This is a genomic window from Chengkuizengella sp. SCS-71B, assembly GCF_040100845.1.
Taxonomy (GTDB): Bacteria; Bacillota; Bacilli; order Paenibacillales; family KCTC-33759; genus Chengkuizengella.
Genome location: NZ_JAZHSH010000001.1, coordinates 2,427,833 through 2,447,428 on the forward strand (window position 1 = coordinate 2,427,833; position 19,596 = coordinate 2,447,428).

Below are 19,596 nucleotides of genomic sequence, written 5' to 3' on the forward strand. Positions count from 1 at the left end.
TTGACAAAGATTACACATAGTTATTTTAGATCATATCCATACTAATAATAGATCAATCGATAAAAGAATCTATTTTTACCATTAATAGTTATTGTCTTCAAATTTATGGTAAATTATTTGCAAAAAAGTCGAACCAGTTTTTATATAAAAAACCCTCTACAATATCTTCAGAATAATGTTTTAATAAAGTTTCCTTTAATGTAATATAATCTCCTGTATGACTCAAATCATTCATCCACAAATCAATTCCATCAAAATCAGAACCAAATCCTACATGATGTTGCCCACCTAACTCACAAATATATTCTATGTGCTTTAATAAATCATTTATATATACATCCTCACTAGTATTGACAAAGTAAGGGACAAAAGATAACCCGATTCTACCTTTATTTTTTATGATTTCTAAGATCTGATCCTTTTTTAAATTTCGAACATGTTTGCAAATATCAAAAACATTTGAATGAGAGGCTATAAAAGGTTTTTGATTGATTTGAATAAAATCCCAAAATGAGTTTTCACATAAATGAGAAACATCTAAAATAATACCTAAATTATTACATTGTTCGATAAGCTGCTTCCCTTTTAGTGTAAATCCAGCATTTCTAGGTTCTAACACTCCATCAGCCGCCCAATTTCCATAATTCCATGTGATTCCAATACAACGTACACCTAACTCATATAAAATTCTTAAATAAGTTAGATTGCCTGCCAGTGCATCCACACCCTCTAATGTGATCATTGCTCCTATTTTATTTTCAGATAAAGCAGAGGATAGGTCAGACTTATTTTTCACATGTATAATATGATCATACTTCAAAACTTTTTCGTGAAAAATATGAATATATTTCAAAATATGATCTATATTTGGATTTTGAATACTTTCAGAAATATAAATAGCAAAACATTGCATTAAAGTATTGCTTTTAATTAATCTTGAATTTGTTACATCGAGATAAAGATGATCATCAAATTGAATGTACTCATTTTCATACATTTTCATCAACACATCACAGTGTGCATCGATTACCTTCATTTATATTCCCCTCTCTTATTAACAATATTAAAGTTATATAATCAATCCATGAAATGTTTTTAAGCATAAAAAAACCTGTCTACTATGTAAACAGGTACTCCATAATGTAAAGGATTATCTAGGCTCCACAATTAATTTAATTGCTGTCCGATCTTCCCCATCAATTAATATATCTGTAAAGGCAGGAATACAAATCAAGTCAACCCCACTAGGTGCCACAAATCCTCTTGCAATGGCTACAGCTTTTATCGCTTGATTTAGTGCACCTGCACCAATAGCTTGAAGCTCAGCACTTCCACGCTCACGTAATACACCAGCCAGTGCGCCTGCTACGGAGTTTGGATTGGATTTAGCGGAAACTTTTAATACTTCCATGGACAGTACCTCCTTGAGAATGTTTGCCTTGGCTATACTTTGCATTAGTAATAATATTCGTGAAAATTAAAAAAATTCCTTCTTTTCATGAAAAGAGATTTAATTCTCTCTAAATTATCAATCGAAAATCACTTGATCTTCTGCAATTCTAATGAGATCCATTTTTTTTGCAAGACCAGTTGAATCATCTATTTGTATGATACATCCATGAAACTGCCATTTACCTTCATCAGGCGTAAATCTAACTGGCAACTGAGTTTTAAACTTTCGTAAGACTGACGATCGTTCCATACCTAATACACCTTCTTTTGATCCAACCATCCCGATATCAGTTACATAAGCAGTGCCCTGCGGTAAAATTTGATTATCGTTCGTTTGTACATGAGTATGCGTTCCAAGAACGACAGATGCCCTTCCGTCTAAGTGCCATCCCATCGCTATTTTTTCAGAAGTTGCTTCAGCATGAAAATCAACTAATATATTTTTTTGTTTTTTATTTAATTGATTAAGAATCTCATCTGCTTTTTCAAATGGACAGTCCAATGGCGGAAGGAACGTTCTGCCTTGTAAATTAACTATGACAAGTTCTTTTGTTTTATTTTTTATGATGGTAAACCCTCTTCCAGGAGTTCCTGAAGGAAAGTTTGCAGGACGCACAATTCTTTCCTCCTCATCGATAAAATCAAAAATCTCTTTGTTATCCCAAGTATGGTTCCCCATTGTAATACCGTGAACACCTAAATCATAAAAATGGTTAGCAATCTTACGAGTAATCCCTCTTCCTCCAGCAGCGTTTTCACCATTGGCTATAATGATGTCAGGTTGATACTTTTGTTTTACATAGGGTAAAACATCTTCCAATGCTTTTCGTCCAACAGAACCAACAATATCTCCTATAAATAATACTTTAATTTTATTTTCCTCCCTTTATCTATGTAATTAACAAAACAAAAACCACCCAATTGGCAGTCTTTTGAACATGTTAAGTCTATTCTTTTTCATATCATGTTTTCAGTGTTCAAACTCATTTTTTGGATAATATAAAAGTGGCTTATGTAAGCCACTTTTATAAATCTTATTTTGCGTATTCAACCGCTCTAGTTTCACGAATAACAGTCACTTTAATGTGACCAGGATATTCTAATTCATCTTCAATTTGAGACGTTATCGTACGTGCAAGTCGATAAGCTTCAGTATCGTCAACTTGTTCAGGATGAACCATGACTCTTATTTCTCTACCTGCTTGTATTGCATAGGACTTTTCAACACCCTCAAATGATTCAGAAATCTCTTCTAACTTCTCTAAGCGTTTGATATATGTTTCTAAGGTTTCTCTTCTTGCTCCAGGTCTTGCTGCTGAAAGCGCATCTGCAGCTCCAACTAGCATAGAAATTACTGAAGTTGCTTCACAATCACCATGGTGTGAAGCGATACTGTTAATAACCACAGGATGTTCTTTATATTTTTTCGCAAGTTCTACACCAATTTCAACATGAGACCCTTCTACTTCATGGTCTAAAGCTTTTCCAATATCATGTAAAAGTCCAGCACGTTTTGCCAAAGTGATATCTTCGCCTAATTCACCGGCCATTAGACCCGCTAAATAAGCAACCTCTAATGAATGTCTTAATACATTTTGTCCATAACTAGAACGGAATTTTAAACGTCCTAAAATCTTAATTAGATCAGGATGCAAACCATGAACACCAGCTTCAAAAGTAGCTTGTTCACCGTATTCACGAATACGCTCATCCACTTCTTTGCGTGATTTATCGACCATTTCTTCAATACGAGCCGGATGAATTCTTCCATCAGCCACTAATTTTTCTAGTGAAGTTCTGGCAATCTCTCTTCTGATTGGGTCAAATCCCGACAATATAACTGCTTCAGGAGTATCATCGATAATTAAATCAATTCCAGTTAATGTTTCTAAAGCTCTTATATTACGGCCCTCTCGTCCAATGATTCTACCTTTCATTTCTTCATTTGGAAGTGAAACAACTGAAACTGTCGTTTCAGCAACATGGTCAGCAGCACATCTTTGGATAGCAAGTGAAATGATATCTTTCGCTTTCTTATCCGCTTCTTCTTTCGCCCTTTGCTCAATTTCTTTAACGAGCTGTGCTGTTTCATGCCTAGTTTCCTGTTCAACACGATTTAGTATTATATCTTTGGCCTCACTCAACGTAAGATTTGAAATTCGCTCTAATTCAGAAACTTGCTTGTCATGGATTAGTTGAATTTGTGACTGTTTATCATCAATTTGCTTCTCCTTGTTGGCAATTTTTTCTTCTTTACGCTCAAAAGATTCTATTTTTTTATCCAGCGATTCCTCTTTTTGCAACAATCGTCTTTCTAGTCGTTGGACTTCATTTCGACGGTCACGAATGTCTTTTTCAGCTTCGATTCGGATTTTGTGCGCTTCATCTTTAGCTTCTAATATATTTTCCTTTTTAAGTGCTTCAGCATCTTTCTTAGCATTTAACATTATCTGCTCAGCTGCATGTTCAGCACTAGTGATCTTAGCTTCTGCAAGAGATTTGCGGATAAAATAACCAATCCCGAAGCATATTAAACCAACACCAACAACGAGAACGATAATCCAAATGGGATCCATGATTCATTCACCTCCTCGTTGATAAAACTCCAAGGGTTAGCCTGGGATAATATGGTTTTTTTAATCCGATTTACATTTTCATTTAATCATTCTTTTTTCATACTTGGCAGAAAGTTGATAAAAATTGGCGAAAAAAATAGGTGAATATACATGAATATTTTATCTTTAATAAAATAAGGTTGTCAAGTAAGGAAATGATTTAGAATATAAATCTACCATTCATTCGTTTCCTCTTTCTCAATTTTTTCTAAAATATTGCGAATTAAAGAATATTCAAATCCTCTTCTCATTAAAAAAGAACTGATTTTAGATTTTTTTTTGGTATAATCCCCACTCTGATTATCCCATCTTTTTTTCGCTAATTGATACGCCACTTCAAATTCCAATTCTTTATCTAATTCCTGTATCACTTGTGTGATTATCACTTTTTTGATACCTTTTTGAGACAATTCTTGTTCAATCCATTTCAATCCTTTTTTTTGATGTTTCATTCGATAATTTGCTAAGTTGAGTGCATAACTATAATCATCAATGAATTTTCTCTTTTCTAAATGATCTAGAGTATGATCAATCAAGGTTTCTTCATAACCTTTTTCACTTAATTTTTGTTTAAGCTCAAATCTTGACTTACCTCTACGTGAAATAATACGAATTGCTTGACGCTGTATGATCTGCTTCTCTTCATCTTCTACAACCTGCTTTATCTTTGTTTCATTTATTTCTTCCCCTTTAAGCAAACGATGTTTGACAAGTATGTCTTCATGAACAGAAAGCACATATCGATCATTCACATATATATTGTATCGATTTCGATTATTTTTTTGCTTTTCAACTAAAGTAATCAAATCTTTTTCAGACTTAGTGCTCATCAAAACCTCTCTCCTATAATGATATATGTAGATAAAGCACCTTCAATGAAGGTGCTTCGGTGAACTACACACCACTTAACACCTTTAGTGTTTGAAGTGGGTGCTTCTTGGGAAGTAGATACTTTTTAGTAGCTATCTATATGTACCAAGCAATAAGGGTAGTCCCTACCCTTAAATATACTAACTATCCCATGGCTATTTTTAGTAGATTGATATTTGCGTTCAGGTCTCTATTATGGTGGCTATTACTTGCATATTTTTTAGGTGCAATGACCAGTTAAATTATATTTACTCATTTGTAGCTAATGGGGCTTTATTTTCTGCTTTTTCATCTTCATTCTCATCTGGGATAAGATCTTTATCTATTCTAATCTTTGCTTCTATTTCCTCTGCGAGCTCTACACTGTCCTTTAAAAATTGTTTTGCATTCTCTCTTCCTTGGCCTAATCTCTCGCCCTCATAAGAATACCATGCTCCACTTTTATTGATAATATCTAATTCTGTACCAATATCTATGATGCTTCCTTCACGAGAAATTCCTTCGCCATACATAATATCAAGCTCAGCCTGTTTAAATGGGGGCGCTACTTTGTTTTTCACTACTTTGACACGCGTCCTATTCCCAACCATATCATTTCCTTGTTTAAGGGTTTCAATGCGTCTCACGTCAAGTCTGACAGAAGAATAAAACTTCAGTGCTCTACCACCTGGAGTTGTTTCTGGATTTCCAAACATCACACCTACTTTTTCACGCAGCTGATTAATGAAAATAGCTATCGTTTTAGATTTGCTGATTGCTCCAGATAGTTTTCTCAATGCCTGTGACATTAAACGGGCTTGAAGACCTACATGAGAATCACCCATCTCACCTTCAATTTCTGCTTTAGGAACTAACGCAGCAACAGAATCAACAACGATAATATCAATAGCACCACTACGAACCAATGCTTCTGCAATTTCCAGTGCTTGTTCTCCTGTATCAGGTTGTGACAAAAGTAACTCATCGATGTTTACTCCTAGCTTCTTAGCATATACAGGGTCAAGAGCATGTTCTGCATCAATAAATGCTGCTTGTCCACCAGATTTTTGTGCTTCAGCAATAGCATGAAGAGCTACTGTCGTTTTACCAGAAGACTCAGGTCCAAATACCTCTATAATTCTTCCTCTAGGGAAGCCACCAATTCCCAAAGCAATGTCTAAAGCAAGAGCTCCACTTGAAATCGTTTCTACCTGAGTACTAGTAGATTCTCCTAATTTCATTACGGAACCTTTTCCAAATTGTTTTTCTATTTGACGTAAAGCCATATCTAAAGCAGCGCGACGATCTGTCAAAGAACTCACTTCCTTTTTTCATCTTTATAGATATGTTCAAAAAGCCCTCTTTTGATCACGAAGTGGAGCAAGTATGCAAATACGACATCGAATATTGCACTCACATTTGAAGTCCGGTGCTCATGTAACAATTACACTCAGCTCCAGCTTCTGCATATTCGCACAATCTTCTTGGTGCTGAAAACCGAACTTTTTGAACACTTACTTTGATATTCATATAATACCTTGTTTTCGTGTTCTTGCCAAGCATTTTTTCGAACATATATTCGATTCGATTATTTTAAAAAAACCGTAACAAAGAAATGTCTTCGTTACGGTGCTTCCGATATCGTTATTATATATGAAAAAATAGTAAGACACAAGTGAATTAATAGAATTTGATGTCGAAATTAATACTAAAACCTCAATTCGTGCGCTTGCCTGGGAAATATCAACTGATTATATTTCCCTTATTTCTTTCCATAATTGATATAAAGCATATTTTGCTGCTCTTAGTTGAACCATTTCACGATTTCCTGGCAATTGTACTGATTTCACCTTTATTGGAGACCCCTTTTGTTTAATCCCTATATATACTAATCCGACAGGTTTCCCTTCAGATTCTGAAGGTCCAGCAACACCAGTTACCGAAATAGACCAATCTGTATTTGTTTGATGATTCAAATTTTCAGCTAACATCTCCGCTGTTTGTGTACTAACTGCACCTGGAGCATCTTTTCCTTCCAACACCTCCATAGGAATATGAAGAAACTCGTGTTTCATTTGATTACTGTAACAAACAACACCACCTCGATAAACTGAAGAACTACCTCCAACACTTGTAATCAGTTCACTAACCTTTCCACCTGTACAGCTCTCAGCAACAGATAGTGTAAGGTTCTTAGAACTCATCATTTTTATTAATGCTTCTTCAAAAGTGATATTTTCTGATGCATAAAGATATTTACCTGCTCTTTTGATAATTTCATTCTCTACAGATTTCATTTTTTCAAATGCTTTCTTTTGAGTTTCAGCTTTTGTTGTAAGTCGAATCATTACTTCTCCTTCTTTAGCATAAGGAGCAATGGAAGGATCGATTTGTTGCTCCATCAAATCCTTTAAACGGTCCTCGAGTATTGATTCACCAATTCCTGCAAATTTTAAAAACTTTGAATGCAGCGGTTGCTGATCCCCAATAATAGATTGCAGCCATGGAACAGCATATCGATCAAACATAGGTTTCAACTCTTTAGGAGGGCCAGGCAACAATATGTAATGATGTTTATTTTGAGTTAGAGCAACTCCGACAGCAAGTCCTGTATCATTTTGCAAAGGTTCACAACCAGAAACAATATAGGCTTGTTTAATATTATTTTCGGTCATATTAATTCCACGTTTTTTAAACAATTCTCTCATTTTTTTCAATGAAGGCTCATGAACTTCAATTGATCTCCCTACAAATTCTGCAAAAATATCTTTCGTTAAATCATCTTGAGTAGGTCCCAAACCTCCACAACATATAATAAAATCAGCACGATTATCTGCTATTTTTAATGCTTCAGCGATCCTCTCTTTATTATCTCCGACAACAGTTTGAAAATAAACATTCATGCCAATTTGAGCTAATTTTTCAGATAAATATTGAGCATTGGTATTCACAATTTGTCCTAATAAAATTTCTGTACCTACTGCTATAATTTCAGCTTTCAATGACATCCCCTCCTAAAATAAAAAACAACAGGTAGTATAACTTACCTATTGTTTATTTGTTGATAAATGTATGACTGATTTATTTTTAAGAAAATAATCAATTCCTGAATATACTGTAATAATGACAGCGATCCAACTTGCAACAAGATCAAATGGAAATCCGATAAATGTAAAAGGAAAATTATTGAGCAACAGTGCAATTATAGCCGTAATCTGAGATGCAGTTTTCCATTTACCCCATTTACTTGCAGCCACAACTTTTCCATCTAATAATGCAACTTGCCTTAGTCCTGTTACAGCAAACTCACGACTAATGATAACGATGGCAATCCAGGCTTCCAATTTCCCCATATCTACTAGTGAAATTAACACAGCTGCAACTAATAACTTATCAGCTAGAGGATCAAGTAATTTTCCTAAATTTGTAACAATCTTCCTTTTTCGAGCAATATATCCATCTAACCCATCCGTGCTGGCAGCAATGATAAAAATTAATGTTGCAATAATTTGACTATATGTAATTTCAAATTGAGCAAATTCTAAAGGTGGAAAATCTAAATTAACCAATAAAAAAAACATAATGATTGGTACCAAAAAAATCCTGGCCAAAGTTATGCGATTGGCTAAGTTCATAGATTCCCCTCCCCTGTTAAGTCATATTCAATAGAGTGAGTGATACGAACTGGGTGCAATTCACCGATGTTTGCTTTTATGTTTGAAACAAACACTTCTCCATCTATTTCTGGTGCGTCATACTGTGAACGACCAATAAACACATCATTTCGTCCATCATAACGTTCTATCAATACATCTAATACCTTACCAATATGTTTATTATTTTGTTCCTTTGCAACTACCCTTTGGATTTCCATCAAAATGTTAGATCTTCGTTCCTTCACATCATCCGGAATTTGATTGGGTAGTCTAGATGCAGGCGTGTCCTCTTCTTGTGAGTAAGTAAATACGCCTAATCGATCAAATTTAATTTCTTTCACAAAATCACATAATTTTCCAAAATCTTCTTCCGTTTCACCAGGAAAGCCTACAATAATAGAAGTTCTCAAGGAAATTTCTGGAATTCTATTGCGTATTTTTTCAATTAATGCTCTAGTATCTGTCTGTCTCCCTGGTCTTCTCATTCTTTTTAAGATTTGATCTTCACTATGTTGTAAAGGCATATCTATATACTTGCAAATTTTAGGATTATTAGCGATGGTTTCAATCAATTCATCTGTAAAGAAACCTGGATAAGCATAGTGTAACCGAACCCACTCGATTCCTTTTACCCTACTTACTTCATTTAATAATTCAGGCAACTTAAATTGATCATATAAATCAGTTCCATAATTTGTTGAATCCTGGGCAATTAAACTAATTTCTTTTACTCCTTGTAGTGCTAATTGTTCTACTTCAGCAATAATAGATTCAATGCTCCGGCTTCTAAATTTACCTCTCATAATGGGAATACTGCAAAAAGTGCATGCGTTATCACAACCCTCTGCAATTTTCACATATGCTGTGTATCTAGGCGTCGTTACTTTACGGGGTAAGGCTGATTCATAATTAAAGATAGGGTTACCTACAATTGCAGGTTTTTTTCCTTTAAGAGCCTCGTCAATGATTTGATTGATTTTATCAAAATCACCTGTGCCTACAATGCCATCAATTTCAGGCATTTCCATCATTAATTGCTCTTTATACCTTTGTGTTAAACAACCAGACACAATTAATGCTTTAAGATTTGCGGTGTTTTTTAGATCAGCAAGATCTAGTATGGTATTAACTGATTCTTCTTTTGCCGCATCTATAAAACCACATGTATTCACTATAATGACAGTTGCGTCATTTTTATCATCTGTAATGGAATATCCTCGCTTGTGAATTAAACCAGACATGATTTCCGAATCCACTAAATTTTTTTCACAGCCAAGAGTCACTAAGTTGACTTTTTCGCTCATTCAGTAGCGCCTCCAAATATAAGTGCATTTTATTCTTAACAAGTATAATACATGCATATTAGGCTGTCAAAACAAATTAACCCTTGTTATCTCATGTTTATAAATTGTAATTCTAGTGCCAAATCAGCTTCATTCAACAATTTGATCACTTTTTGTAAATCATCTTTATTCTTTCCTGTCACACGAATTTGCTCACCTTGTACTTGCGTTTTTACTTTTAATTTTTCATCTTGAATCAATTTGCGAATTTTTTTATTATTTTCTTGGTCTATCCCTTGTTTAACCTTAATTTTCTGTCTCACAGTGCTTGATGCAGCAGGTTCTATTTTATCGAATTCCAAATTTTTAATAGAGACGTTTCTTTTCACCATCTTTGTTTTTAAAATATCTAACACACTCTGCAATTTATAGTCATCATCAGAAATAATGGTTACCTCTTCACCATCTAATGAAATTTCACTTTTACTACCTTTAAAATCAAATCGAGTTTCAATTTCTCTCTCTGCTTGATGAATAGCATTGCTTAGTTCTTGAAAATCCACCTTAGACACAATATCAAATGAATATTCGGAAGCCATAACACTTCCCCCTTTCCATTATTTCACATCAAATTATAACAGTTAAATACAAAAAAAGGCAAACCGTATCAAGTTTACCTTATTAGTATATTGATTAATACTCTATTCGTTAGCGCTTTCTTCACTAGAAGTACCATCTGAATTCTCTAAATTTTCTGTATCCTCTGCTTGACTTGGATCAGACTTCTTGAGATTAATTTGAAAATCCCATACATTTCCAATATCCTGTTCCACTATTTCTCCATTCACAGTAATCGCTGCACTATTAGCATTACCTAAACGAATCCACAATGATCCTTCATAATCTAATGAATATGTTTCACCAATTTGATTTGTTTCAAATAATTTTTGATAAATGACTTTTCCTTCAATATTATCCTCTTTGATCTGTAGCCATACTCTATTTAGAATTTCAACTTCCACTTGAAGATTATCCACATTTGAAACGACATATGTATTTGTACCGCCTTCAGAAGTAACTAAGGTCACTTCTGGCTCAGGCGGAAGTTCAGGTATTGGAGCAGGTTCGGGTTCAACTTCTTCTACTTCAGTAGTAGAGTCATCTTCCTCTTCAGATTCAGTAAGCACTTCTGCTTCATTTTTTTCCGTTAGGCGTGGATCGTCAAGTAAATTTTGATCTTTTTCTCCACTTACTAAAAAATAATATATTAAAGCAAAAATTAAGGCTATAAAACAAATAACTAAAAAAGCAGCAGCCCATTTCGTTAATTTTTCTGTACTCATAAAACTTCTTTTTTTCCTGCGAATATTTCTTACTTTAGTTTCTGGAGCAGAAATAACTGGTACATCATTCTGATACAGTTTCATGACATGATCTCGATCTACTCCAACCGAATCTGCATAACTTTTAATAAAAGCTTTTACATAAAAATGACCAGGGAGTGCATTGAAGTCTCCTGTTTCAATTGCAATTAAATATCTTTTCTGTATTTTTGTTAATTCTTGAAGCTCATCTAAAGATATATTTTTATCAAGTCTAGCTTTTTTAAGTAGATCACCGAGTTCAGACATGTTTCACTCCCCTATGGATAATAATTTTAAAAGTCACTTAAAGGATTCGTAAAATGTTCAATTATAATTTCTTCATCAGGATGATTTCTTAATTCAATAATAAAATTAAAATCATCATAATCAAACTGCGATTCCCTCACAAAAACATCCGGGTGTTCAATTACTTTTGTTGATGGCATTCTCATCACTTCCTGCAATAAATGATAATGCATTTCATTAGATCGTATTGTACTGACAATCCCATCTATAATAAAAATGTTTTCAGGATTCAATTCATCTTCGAGTAATTGGCTACGGACCGTTTGCCTCAATAATGTTGAAGATAAAAATATCCATCTTTTTTTTGAACATACACTACCAGCAATAATGGATTCCGTTTTCCCAATTCTTGGCATTCCTCTTAATCCAATGATTTGATTGCCATCTCTTTTAAAGATCTCTCCTAAAAAATCAACCAATAATCCTAATTCATCACGAGTAAAACGAAAAGTCTTAAGGTCATCAGAATCATCACGTTCAATGAAGCGGCCATGTCTAACAGCTAGGATATCGACCAGTTTAGGCGGACGTAATGCAGTTAATGTGATATTACCTACATTCTCCATCAAATTCCTTAATGCAACAATTTTGTTGTCATCGTTAGTTTCCAACAACATTCCACGATTACTGTCCTCAACTCCATTAATGGTTAATATGTTAAAATTCAACATCCCCATAATTGAAGCGATATCACCTAATAAACCTGGTCTGTTTTTATGTATTTTATATTCCATATACCATTTTTTATATTCCAAAATAAATACACCTACCTATCGATTAAGACTGTGAACAAAAGATGAGCATTTAGAATTCGTTTGGTGATTTATCTCCTTCCATTAGTTTATCAAAAAAAAGGTTGCTTTTCCATTAAAAAATCCCCCTGAATGGGGGATAAGAATTTATGTTTTGTTTTCTACTAATTTCACCATCAACTTTGCCATTGTTTTTCTTTCTTCATCATTACCTACATCCCATAATTCCTTCAATAATCTTTCTTCTGAATTTTTGGGATCCACTTTGTCATCAAGAAATTCACCAATTTGAAAAGCGAGTTTAGATATGGTATCTTCACTCATACCTGCTTTTTTAGCCTGATCGACTCTCTCTGCAAGGAAATGTTTCCATTTATCAAATGTTTCTAATACAGTTGCCATATTCATCCCTCCTCCTTGTTGAATTTGAATCAACAGTAATAATATTTGCAAAGGTAAGGAGAAATATGCGGTTAGGTTAACCACCCACCATTTGGACTAATGATTTGCCCAGTGATGTAACTTGATTCTGGCAAAGCTAAAAAGTAAACCAAAGATGCTATTTCATCCGGATGGGCGAATCTTCCAGCAGGAATTTCACTTTGTAAATTATGTTTATCCTCTTCATTTAATTTATCAAGCATATTTGTATCAACCGCACCAGGAGCAACCGCATTCACAGTAATATTGGACGGAGCAAGTTCCTTAGCAAGAGACTTCGTAAATGCGTTCATTCCACCTTTCGTAGTTGAATACAATACTTCACAAGAAGCTCCACTAATCCCCCATATAGACGATATGTTAATAATTCTCCCATGTTTTTGGTTGATCATATAAGGTAAAAATGTTTTTGTACATAAAAACATTCCTTTTAAATTCACATTAATGACGTCATCCCAGTCATTTTCATCCACATCAGTTAATAAACCATAGTGCGATACACCTGCATTATTCACTAAAATATCAGGCTGCATATCATGATAATCCAATTTCTCTTTCATACGTTCAATCTGTTGTTTTGATCGTAGATCAGCAGAAACCGTAATAGCTTTAGACCCATTTGAAATACAAGTTCGAGCAATTTCATTCGCCGACTCATGTGAATTCAAATAATGGATTACAATATTAATTCCTACCTCCGAGAAACGTTTAGCGATTGCAGCTCCAATCCCCCTACTTCCTCCAGTAATAAGCACTGTCATCTCAGATAATGATTTCATCCATTCTCCTCACCTTTAACGATTGAAACTGACATTTTATCCCAATTAAAATGGTTATTTAGCCTATTATTAACATGCTCAATCTTCATATTTTCATAAGTAGTTAAAATATCAAACAAATCAATGTTTTTAAATTCGTATCTTGTAAATTCAGTTGCAATGGATTCAGGAGAATTTAACAGCCGTAAAAATGTACCTATCTTTTTCTTACAACTTCTTTCAAACGCAGCTGGTTCGATGCCTTTTTCGATAACTTTCTCAATTTCCTCTTTTACTCTTGAAAGCAACATTTCTGGATCTCTTGTTTCTCCGCCCATAATGGAGAAAGCATAAGTATATTGTCCATTATATTCATGTGAAAATTGATCAGTTATTAATTTTTCATCATATAATGTTTGATAAATTTCAGAACTAGATCCAAATAATATATCCAGTAATACTTTCATTTCACATTCTCTTTGTAATAATCCATTTGGTTCATTTTCTAATTGTGATTCTTTAAAACCAAACAAACACTTTGGCAAAGATACAGGCAAAACTGTAATTTTCTTAACTTCTTTTACTGAACTTGATTCGTTTTCAAAATAACGTTTAATATCACCTTGCTTTTCATAATTCTTATTCGCTTGATTTTCTTTAATAAGCTTCATGATTTGTTCTGGGTCAACACCACCGACGATAAATAAATTCATATTACTTGGATGGTAGAAGGTATAATAACACTCAAATAGCTGTTCTTTTGTAATTTTAGAAATTGAATCAATTGTACCAGCAATATCAATATGCACAGGGTGTGTATGGTACATCGCGTCAATTAAACCAAAATAACAACGCCAGTCTGGATTATCCTTATACATATTAATTTCCTGTCCTATAATCCCCTTTTCTTTTTCTACACTTTCATCTGTAAAGTAAGGGTTTTGAACGAAATTAATTAATGTTTGAATATTTTTTTCAATCTGCTCCGTTGCGGAAAATAAATATACCGTACGATCAAAGCTTGTAAATGCATTTGCTGATGCACCTTGTGAGGAAAATTGAGAAAAAATATCACCAGTTGGCTCCTCAAACATTTTATGCTCTAAAAAATGCGCAATTCCATCAGGAACCTTTACCTTTTCCTTCCCTTCAACTTGGAAATGATTATCTATTGAACCATAATTTGTTGAAAAAGTAGCAAATGTTTTTTTAAATCCGGGCTTTGGTAAAATAAAAACTTTTAATCCATTATCAAGCTTCTCATAAAAAATCTTTTCATTTAATTTTTCGTAAGGAATAGTTTTCATTTCATACTTCCCCTTTCTTATCCCGCAAGAAATAAATCGTGTCAAGATCAATTTGACCTGCAAAAGCCGAAATAGAAGGTATATCAACTTCCATGATTTGTTTAATTAATTCATCACTGCTTCTCTCTTTTCCAGACAATATATTATTAAAGTCAAAACCAATCATTTCAAAGGCTGAATCCTGTATTTCCTGCAGTTGGTTGGCAATCATCGCTTTTGTATGTGTTAATTCAATATCACTTATAATCCCTTTTTCTAGATCCTCAATTTGTTTTTTTATAATATCAACCGCTTTTTCATAATTATTTATTTCGATTCCTGAATGAATAGTTATAATCCCTTTATGCCCTTCAAATCTTGAAGAAGAGTAATAGGCCAAGCTTTCCTTCTCTCTTACATTTACAAATAATTTAGAATGTGGAAAAGAGCCTAAAATTCCGTTGTACATCAATGCAGTAGAATATTCTTTGTCAGCATACGTTACGTGAGTTCTTAGACCCATATTTAGTTTACCTTGTGTCACATCTAATTCTTCGATGACAGATTTGATTTGCTTCTGAGAAGTAGACCCCTGACTATCCATTTGTTCATATTTTGTTTGCTGTTTATCGTGAATATGGAAATGCTCTTTTACCAATGTTTGAACTTCGTTTAATGATGTGTCTCCAACTACATAGATATCCATAACAGCATCACGCAACCATCTTTTGTACTCCTCGTACAAAATTGTAGGCGTTATCTTTTTAAGTTCATCAATTTGACCTAGAGCGTATAAGCGATAAGGTTCATTCTTGCACATTTCCTGAATGCATCTCTCTGCGGCATACCTGATTTTATCATTAATAAGTCCTTCAATTCGCTTTTGAACTGTGTTTTTTTCAGCTTCAACATATGATTTGCTAAAAGCATCATTTTCAACATACGGATTTGTAATCGTATCTCCTAAAAATTGTATAGATTGTTTTAAAAGAGAGTTTTTTTCATTTACAAAATGGTCATTTATCACATCCATTTGGAATCTGATAATCTGATGATCTCCTCTTTTAACTACATCAAAACCAAAACCTGCGCCATACATATCGTCTAACTTTTCTCTAAATTGTTTTGTTTCAGGGTATTTCATAGATCCTCTTCTTAATACAAAAGGGATTAAGCCAACAGGAGTTACTGTAGATTCAGACAACGGACATCCTAAATAAACAGATATTGCATACGTTTTAAAACGTTTAGTAGGTAAAACATGTAGTCTAATTTTATTTAATGATGTTCTTTCAAACAAATGGTTACTCAAAATTGAACTCCCCCTTAAATTCATGATTCTTGTGTCAATTTATTCTAAGCGATAAAATTGTATACCATATAATGATTACCACCAAAAAAATGCATTTATTTTAATCTTATTTTATTGCATTTTAAAAAAATAGCTTGCTCAAACAAACATCAATGTGAATATATTGAGCAAGCTATAACAAAAACTCCTATCTTAGTCTCTCGAGGAGGTAGCCGAATACTTCTTTTCACTATCCATCTGATTTCTCGATGTTTAAGCAAAGCTTAAACGAGTTCACTTTGCAAATATGTGCTTTCCTATTTGTTTTACCTGTGGTCTGGTCCAAATCCAAGAGGAGGTTGCTGTATGTGGATTAAAATAATATATACAACCCCCAGACGGGTCCCATCCGTTAATGGCATCCATTACTGCTTTCTTGGATTGTTCATTTGGCGTAAGCCATATTTGACCGTCAGCTACAGCTGTAAAAGCTAATGGTTGAAAAATAACACCAGAGATTGTATTTGGAAACTTTTCAGATTCGATTCGATTTAATATTACAGCTGCTACAGCCACTTGACCAACATAAGGCTCTCCTCTTGCTTCACCATGTACCGCATTTGCCATTAAGTTCAGATCATTAGTTGAATAACCAGAATGATTCGTATATGTGACATTGTTTTGAATGTTTTCCCCTGGTTTCCAAGCTTTTGTTGCCCTCCATAGTTTAAGCTTCGTTTTTGGACCCACAATTCCATCGGCTGTTAATCCAAATTCCCATTGAAACCATTTTACAGATTTTAAAGTATTACTCCCAAAGTCACCATCAACTTTACCATTATAAAAACCTAAATGTTTAAGTCTGCCTTGCAATTCCCTCACATCGTTTCCAGCTGAACCATATTTCACAATAGCATCACTAAATGTCTGCTCAGTTTCTACTTTGGAGTTCAATTGATAGACCGTAATTAAACCTAAAATCAAACATAAGGTAATGAGAATCAAACGTTTATTTAGCATTTTTCAAACCTCTCTCATTTCTTTAATGAATTACTTTTATTCCTTATTATGAGAAAAGTTGAAATTAACTATTCGTTTATGAAGTTTTTTGATTATTACTTTGACTCAATTGATCTGGAGTTATGATTACTTCTCTAGGTTTACTCCCTTCATAAGGACCCACAAAACCTTTGGCTTCCATGGAGTCAATCAATCGAGCAGCTCTTGTGTAACCTATTCTCATTTTCCTCTGCAATAATGAAACTGAGGCTTGTTTTGCTTCAATAATAATTTGGACTGCCTGATCAAATAATTCATCCTTTGGTTCAGCTTCTTCTTCCTCCATTTCATTCACTTCTGGTACTATATCTTCATTATATTCTGCTTTTTTCTGATTTTTTACATAATTTACTACAATCTCGACTTCTTGATCTGAAAGAAAGGCACCCTGTATTCTAATTGGTTTAGATAAACCAACAGGTAGGAACAACATGTCTCCACGACCAAGTAATTTCTCAGCACCAACTGAATCCAATATCGTTCTAGAGTCAACTTGTGAAGATACACCAAAAGCAATTCTAGATGGTATATTTGCTTTAATTACCCCTGTAATAACATTCACTGAAGGTCGCTGAGTAGCAATGATTAAATGAATTCCTGCTGCTCTCGCCATTTGTGCCAACCTACAAATAGCATCCTCAACATCATTAGCAGCAACCATCATTAAATCTGCTAATTCATCTACAATAACAACAATATAAGGTAAAGGCTCTCCACTTTCGGTTTGTTTAAGGTATTCATTATAGCCTTCAATATTACGTGTACCCGTTGTTGAGAACAGCTCATATCTATTTTCCATTTCACTAACAATCTTCCTAAGTGCTAGTGAAGCTCTTCTAGGATCTGTGACAACTGGAGCTAATAGGTGAGGTATTCCATTGTAGACATTTAGTTCTACCTTTTTAGGATCAATCATCAAAAATTTAACCTCATTGGGTTTTGCTTTAAATAAAATACTTGTAATAATCCCATTCACACAAACAGATTTTCCAGATCCCGTTGCACCAGCTACTAGAAGATGAGGCATTTTTGCAAGATCGGCTATAATAGGTTGTCCAGAGATATCTTTACCTAAAGAAATGGATAGCTTGGCATTTGATTCTAAAAAAGTTGAACTTTCCATAACTTCTTTTAGAGTAACCACTGCAACTTCCGAATTAGGAACTTCGATCCCAATTGCAGATTTTCCCGGAATAGGAGCTTCCATTCGTATGTCCTTAGCAGCTAGAGCAAGTGCTATATCATCAGTAAGGCTAACAATTCTACTGACCTTTACTCCAATATCAGGTTGTACTTCATATCTTGTAACCGTAGGGCCAGGAACTACATCAATGACTCGTGCACTTACGCCGAAGCTTTCTAATGTTGCTTCTAATTTTTTTTCATTTGTTCTGAATTGATTTCTTTTTTTACTTTTCCCACCATTTGCTTTGCTTGTTAAAATTTTAATTAAAGGTAGTTGATATGTATCTGTATACTCCGAGTTATTCAAATTTACTTGGGTATGTATTTTATCTTGATTTTGATTAGAATCAGGTTCAACTACAATCTTATTCTCTATAAAAATGTTGTCTGACTCCTCAACTCCTACTTCCTGTATAAGTTCTTCTTTGCTTTCAATGGTCTGAGGTTGTGAATTAATACTTAATTGAAGACCTTTTTTATTTTCATACAATGGTTCAGTAGTGTAACTACTATGATGATTATGATTTTCTATAATGGTCTCATGATATGGTTTTTCTATAAAATCCTGTTCTAAATTATCTTCATCTATCTCATTGTTGGTAGAGTTTGATTTAGTTTTATTTCTCTGGTGGTTATAGTTTTTAAATAAAATGATGAATTTTCTAAACTTATTTTTAAAGGGTATTTTCATTTGTGTTGATTTTGACCTCAATTTTCTTAACATTTCCACAAATGACATTCCTGTTAAACACATGATTCCAATAATAAACAGTGTGATCATTATAAGTTGTGAGCCAAGATCATCAAATAATAAATATAATACGGCATAAAGAAAAGCACCAACCATGCCGCCACCTAATGAGGCTTTAAAAGCCTCTACATTCTCTGCTTTAAACAAATTCTCAGTAAAATTTTGATAAGGTATGGTTAAAATATCGATACTTTCATATTTACCCTCTGGTTCCATCTTTGATAACAAATCCATTTGAAAGTAAATTAGAAAGCCAAAAATAATGAGTAGGATTCCTGTTTTTTTATATGACCATGACAAAGGCCATTTTCGCATAACCATAACATATAAACCAGTATATATTAATATTATAGGTAAAATATAATAAAGTGCTCCGAATAAAAAATAAAATATGTAACTAAATGCATGTCCAACTGCACCGATGCCTGAAATTGAATCTTTTCCTGCAAGGGATATTATGGAGAGAATGATCAGAATTATTCCGTATATTTCGTATTTCATGTTGATTTTGATTGAATTTTTTTTCTTTCGTTTTCTAGCCAAAAAAA

The 19,596-nt window shown here is 33.8% G+C and carries 18 protein-coding genes; all 18 read right to left on the reverse strand.

Annotation, left to right across the window (positions count from 1 at the left end):
- Positions 1-103: 103 nt before the first annotated feature.
- Positions 104-1,036 (reverse strand): dipeptidase, encoded by a 933-nt coding sequence (locus tag VQL36_RS11825; RefSeq protein ID WP_349249508.1) that lies wholly within the window; start codon positions 1,034-1,036, stop codon positions 104-106.
- A gap of 114 nt (positions 1,037-1,150) precedes the next feature.
- A complete protein-coding gene (locus VQL36_RS11830) occupies positions 1,151-1,411 on the reverse strand; it encodes a stage V sporulation protein S (protein ID WP_160643369.1) in 261 nt (86 codons plus the stop codon).
- A gap of 117 nt (positions 1,412-1,528) precedes the next feature.
- A complete protein-coding gene (locus VQL36_RS11835; protein WP_349251176.1) occupies positions 1,529-2,323 on the reverse strand; it encodes a TIGR00282 family metallophosphoesterase in 795 nt (264 codons plus the stop codon).
- Between the two features lie 163 nt (positions 2,324-2,486).
- A complete protein-coding gene (gene rny, locus VQL36_RS11840) occupies positions 2,487-4,028 on the reverse strand; it encodes a ribonuclease Y (RefSeq protein ID WP_349249509.1) in 1,542 nt (513 codons plus the stop codon).
- 212 nt (positions 4,029-4,240) lie between these two features.
- Positions 4,241-4,897 carry a regulatory protein RecX gene (locus tag VQL36_RS11845; RefSeq protein WP_349249510.1) on the reverse strand — a complete coding sequence of 219 codons (657 nt, stop codon included), beginning with the start codon at positions 4,895-4,897 and terminating at the stop codon, positions 4,241-4,243.
- Positions 4,898-5,185: 288 nt separating this feature from the next.
- Entirely contained in the window at positions 5,186-6,229 is a 1,044-nt protein-coding gene (recA, locus tag VQL36_RS11850) for a recombinase RecA (protein ID WP_349249511.1), read from the reverse strand.
- A 438-nt stretch (positions 6,230-6,667) separates the two neighbouring features.
- Positions 6,668-7,918, reverse strand: coding sequence for a competence/damage-inducible protein A (locus tag VQL36_RS11855; RefSeq protein WP_349249512.1), 1,251 nt, complete (start codon positions 7,916-7,918; stop codon positions 6,668-6,670).
- Between the two features lie 45 nt (positions 7,919-7,963).
- Complete coding sequence (pgsA, locus tag VQL36_RS11860) at positions 7,964-8,551, reverse strand: CDP-diacylglycerol--glycerol-3-phosphate 3-phosphatidyltransferase (protein WP_349249513.1); 588 nt, start codon at positions 8,549-8,551, stop codon at positions 7,964-7,966.
- Positions 8,548-9,876: a 30S ribosomal protein S12 methylthiotransferase RimO gene (gene rimO / locus VQL36_RS11865; RefSeq protein WP_349249514.1), complete on the reverse strand. Its 1,329-nt coding sequence runs from the start codon at positions 9,874-9,876 to the stop codon at positions 8,548-8,550. The genes pgsA and rimO overlap by 4 nt, the downstream gene beginning before the upstream one ends.
- An 86-nt stretch (positions 9,877-9,962) precedes the next feature.
- Positions 9,963-10,454, reverse strand: coding sequence for a YajQ family cyclic di-GMP-binding protein (locus VQL36_RS11870; RefSeq protein WP_349249515.1), 492 nt, complete (start codon positions 10,452-10,454; stop codon positions 9,963-9,965).
- A 102-nt stretch (positions 10,455-10,556) separates the two neighbouring features.
- Positions 10,557-11,486 (reverse strand): helix-turn-helix domain-containing protein, encoded by a 930-nt coding sequence (locus tag VQL36_RS11875; RefSeq protein ID WP_349249516.1) that lies wholly within the window; start codon positions 11,484-11,486, stop codon positions 10,557-10,559.
- Positions 11,487-11,512: 26 nt separating this feature from the next.
- Positions 11,513-12,280 carry a DUF3388 domain-containing protein gene (locus VQL36_RS11880; RefSeq protein WP_349249517.1) on the reverse strand — a complete coding sequence of 256 codons (768 nt, stop codon included), beginning with the start codon at positions 12,278-12,280 and terminating at the stop codon, positions 11,513-11,515.
- Positions 12,281-12,424: 144 nt separating this feature from the next.
- Positions 12,425-12,679 (reverse strand): DUF3243 domain-containing protein, encoded by a 255-nt coding sequence (locus tag VQL36_RS11885; protein WP_349249518.1) that lies wholly within the window; start codon positions 12,677-12,679, stop codon positions 12,425-12,427.
- Positions 12,680-12,750: 71 nt separating this feature from the next.
- Positions 12,751-13,497, reverse strand: coding sequence for an elongation factor P 5-aminopentanone reductase (gene ymfI / locus VQL36_RS11890; protein ID WP_349249519.1), 747 nt, complete (start codon positions 13,495-13,497; stop codon positions 12,751-12,753).
- Positions 13,494-14,783, reverse strand: coding sequence for an EF-P 5-aminopentanol modification-associated protein YfmH (yfmH, locus tag VQL36_RS11895; protein ID WP_349249520.1), 1,290 nt, complete (start codon positions 14,781-14,783; stop codon positions 13,494-13,496). Before yfmH ends, ymfI begins: the two co-directional genes overlap by 4 nt.
- Position 14,784: 1 nt before the next feature.
- Positions 14,785-16,074: an EF-P 5-aminopentanol modification-associated protein YfmF gene (gene yfmF, locus VQL36_RS11900; RefSeq protein WP_349249521.1), complete on the reverse strand. Its 1,290-nt coding sequence runs from the start codon at positions 16,072-16,074 to the stop codon at positions 14,785-14,787.
- Positions 16,075-16,347: 273 nt separating this feature from the next.
- The gene (gene sleB, locus VQL36_RS11905) at positions 16,348-17,073 is read right to left on the reverse strand and encodes a spore cortex-lytic enzyme (protein ID WP_349249522.1); all 726 of its coding nucleotides are present in this window, start codon (positions 17,071-17,073) and stop codon (positions 16,348-16,350) included.
- Between the two features lie 76 nt (positions 17,074-17,149).
- A complete protein-coding gene (locus VQL36_RS11910) occupies positions 17,150-19,591 on the reverse strand; it encodes a DNA translocase FtsK (RefSeq protein ID WP_349249523.1) in 2,442 nt (813 codons plus the stop codon).
- Positions 19,592-19,596: the final 5 nt, after the last annotated feature.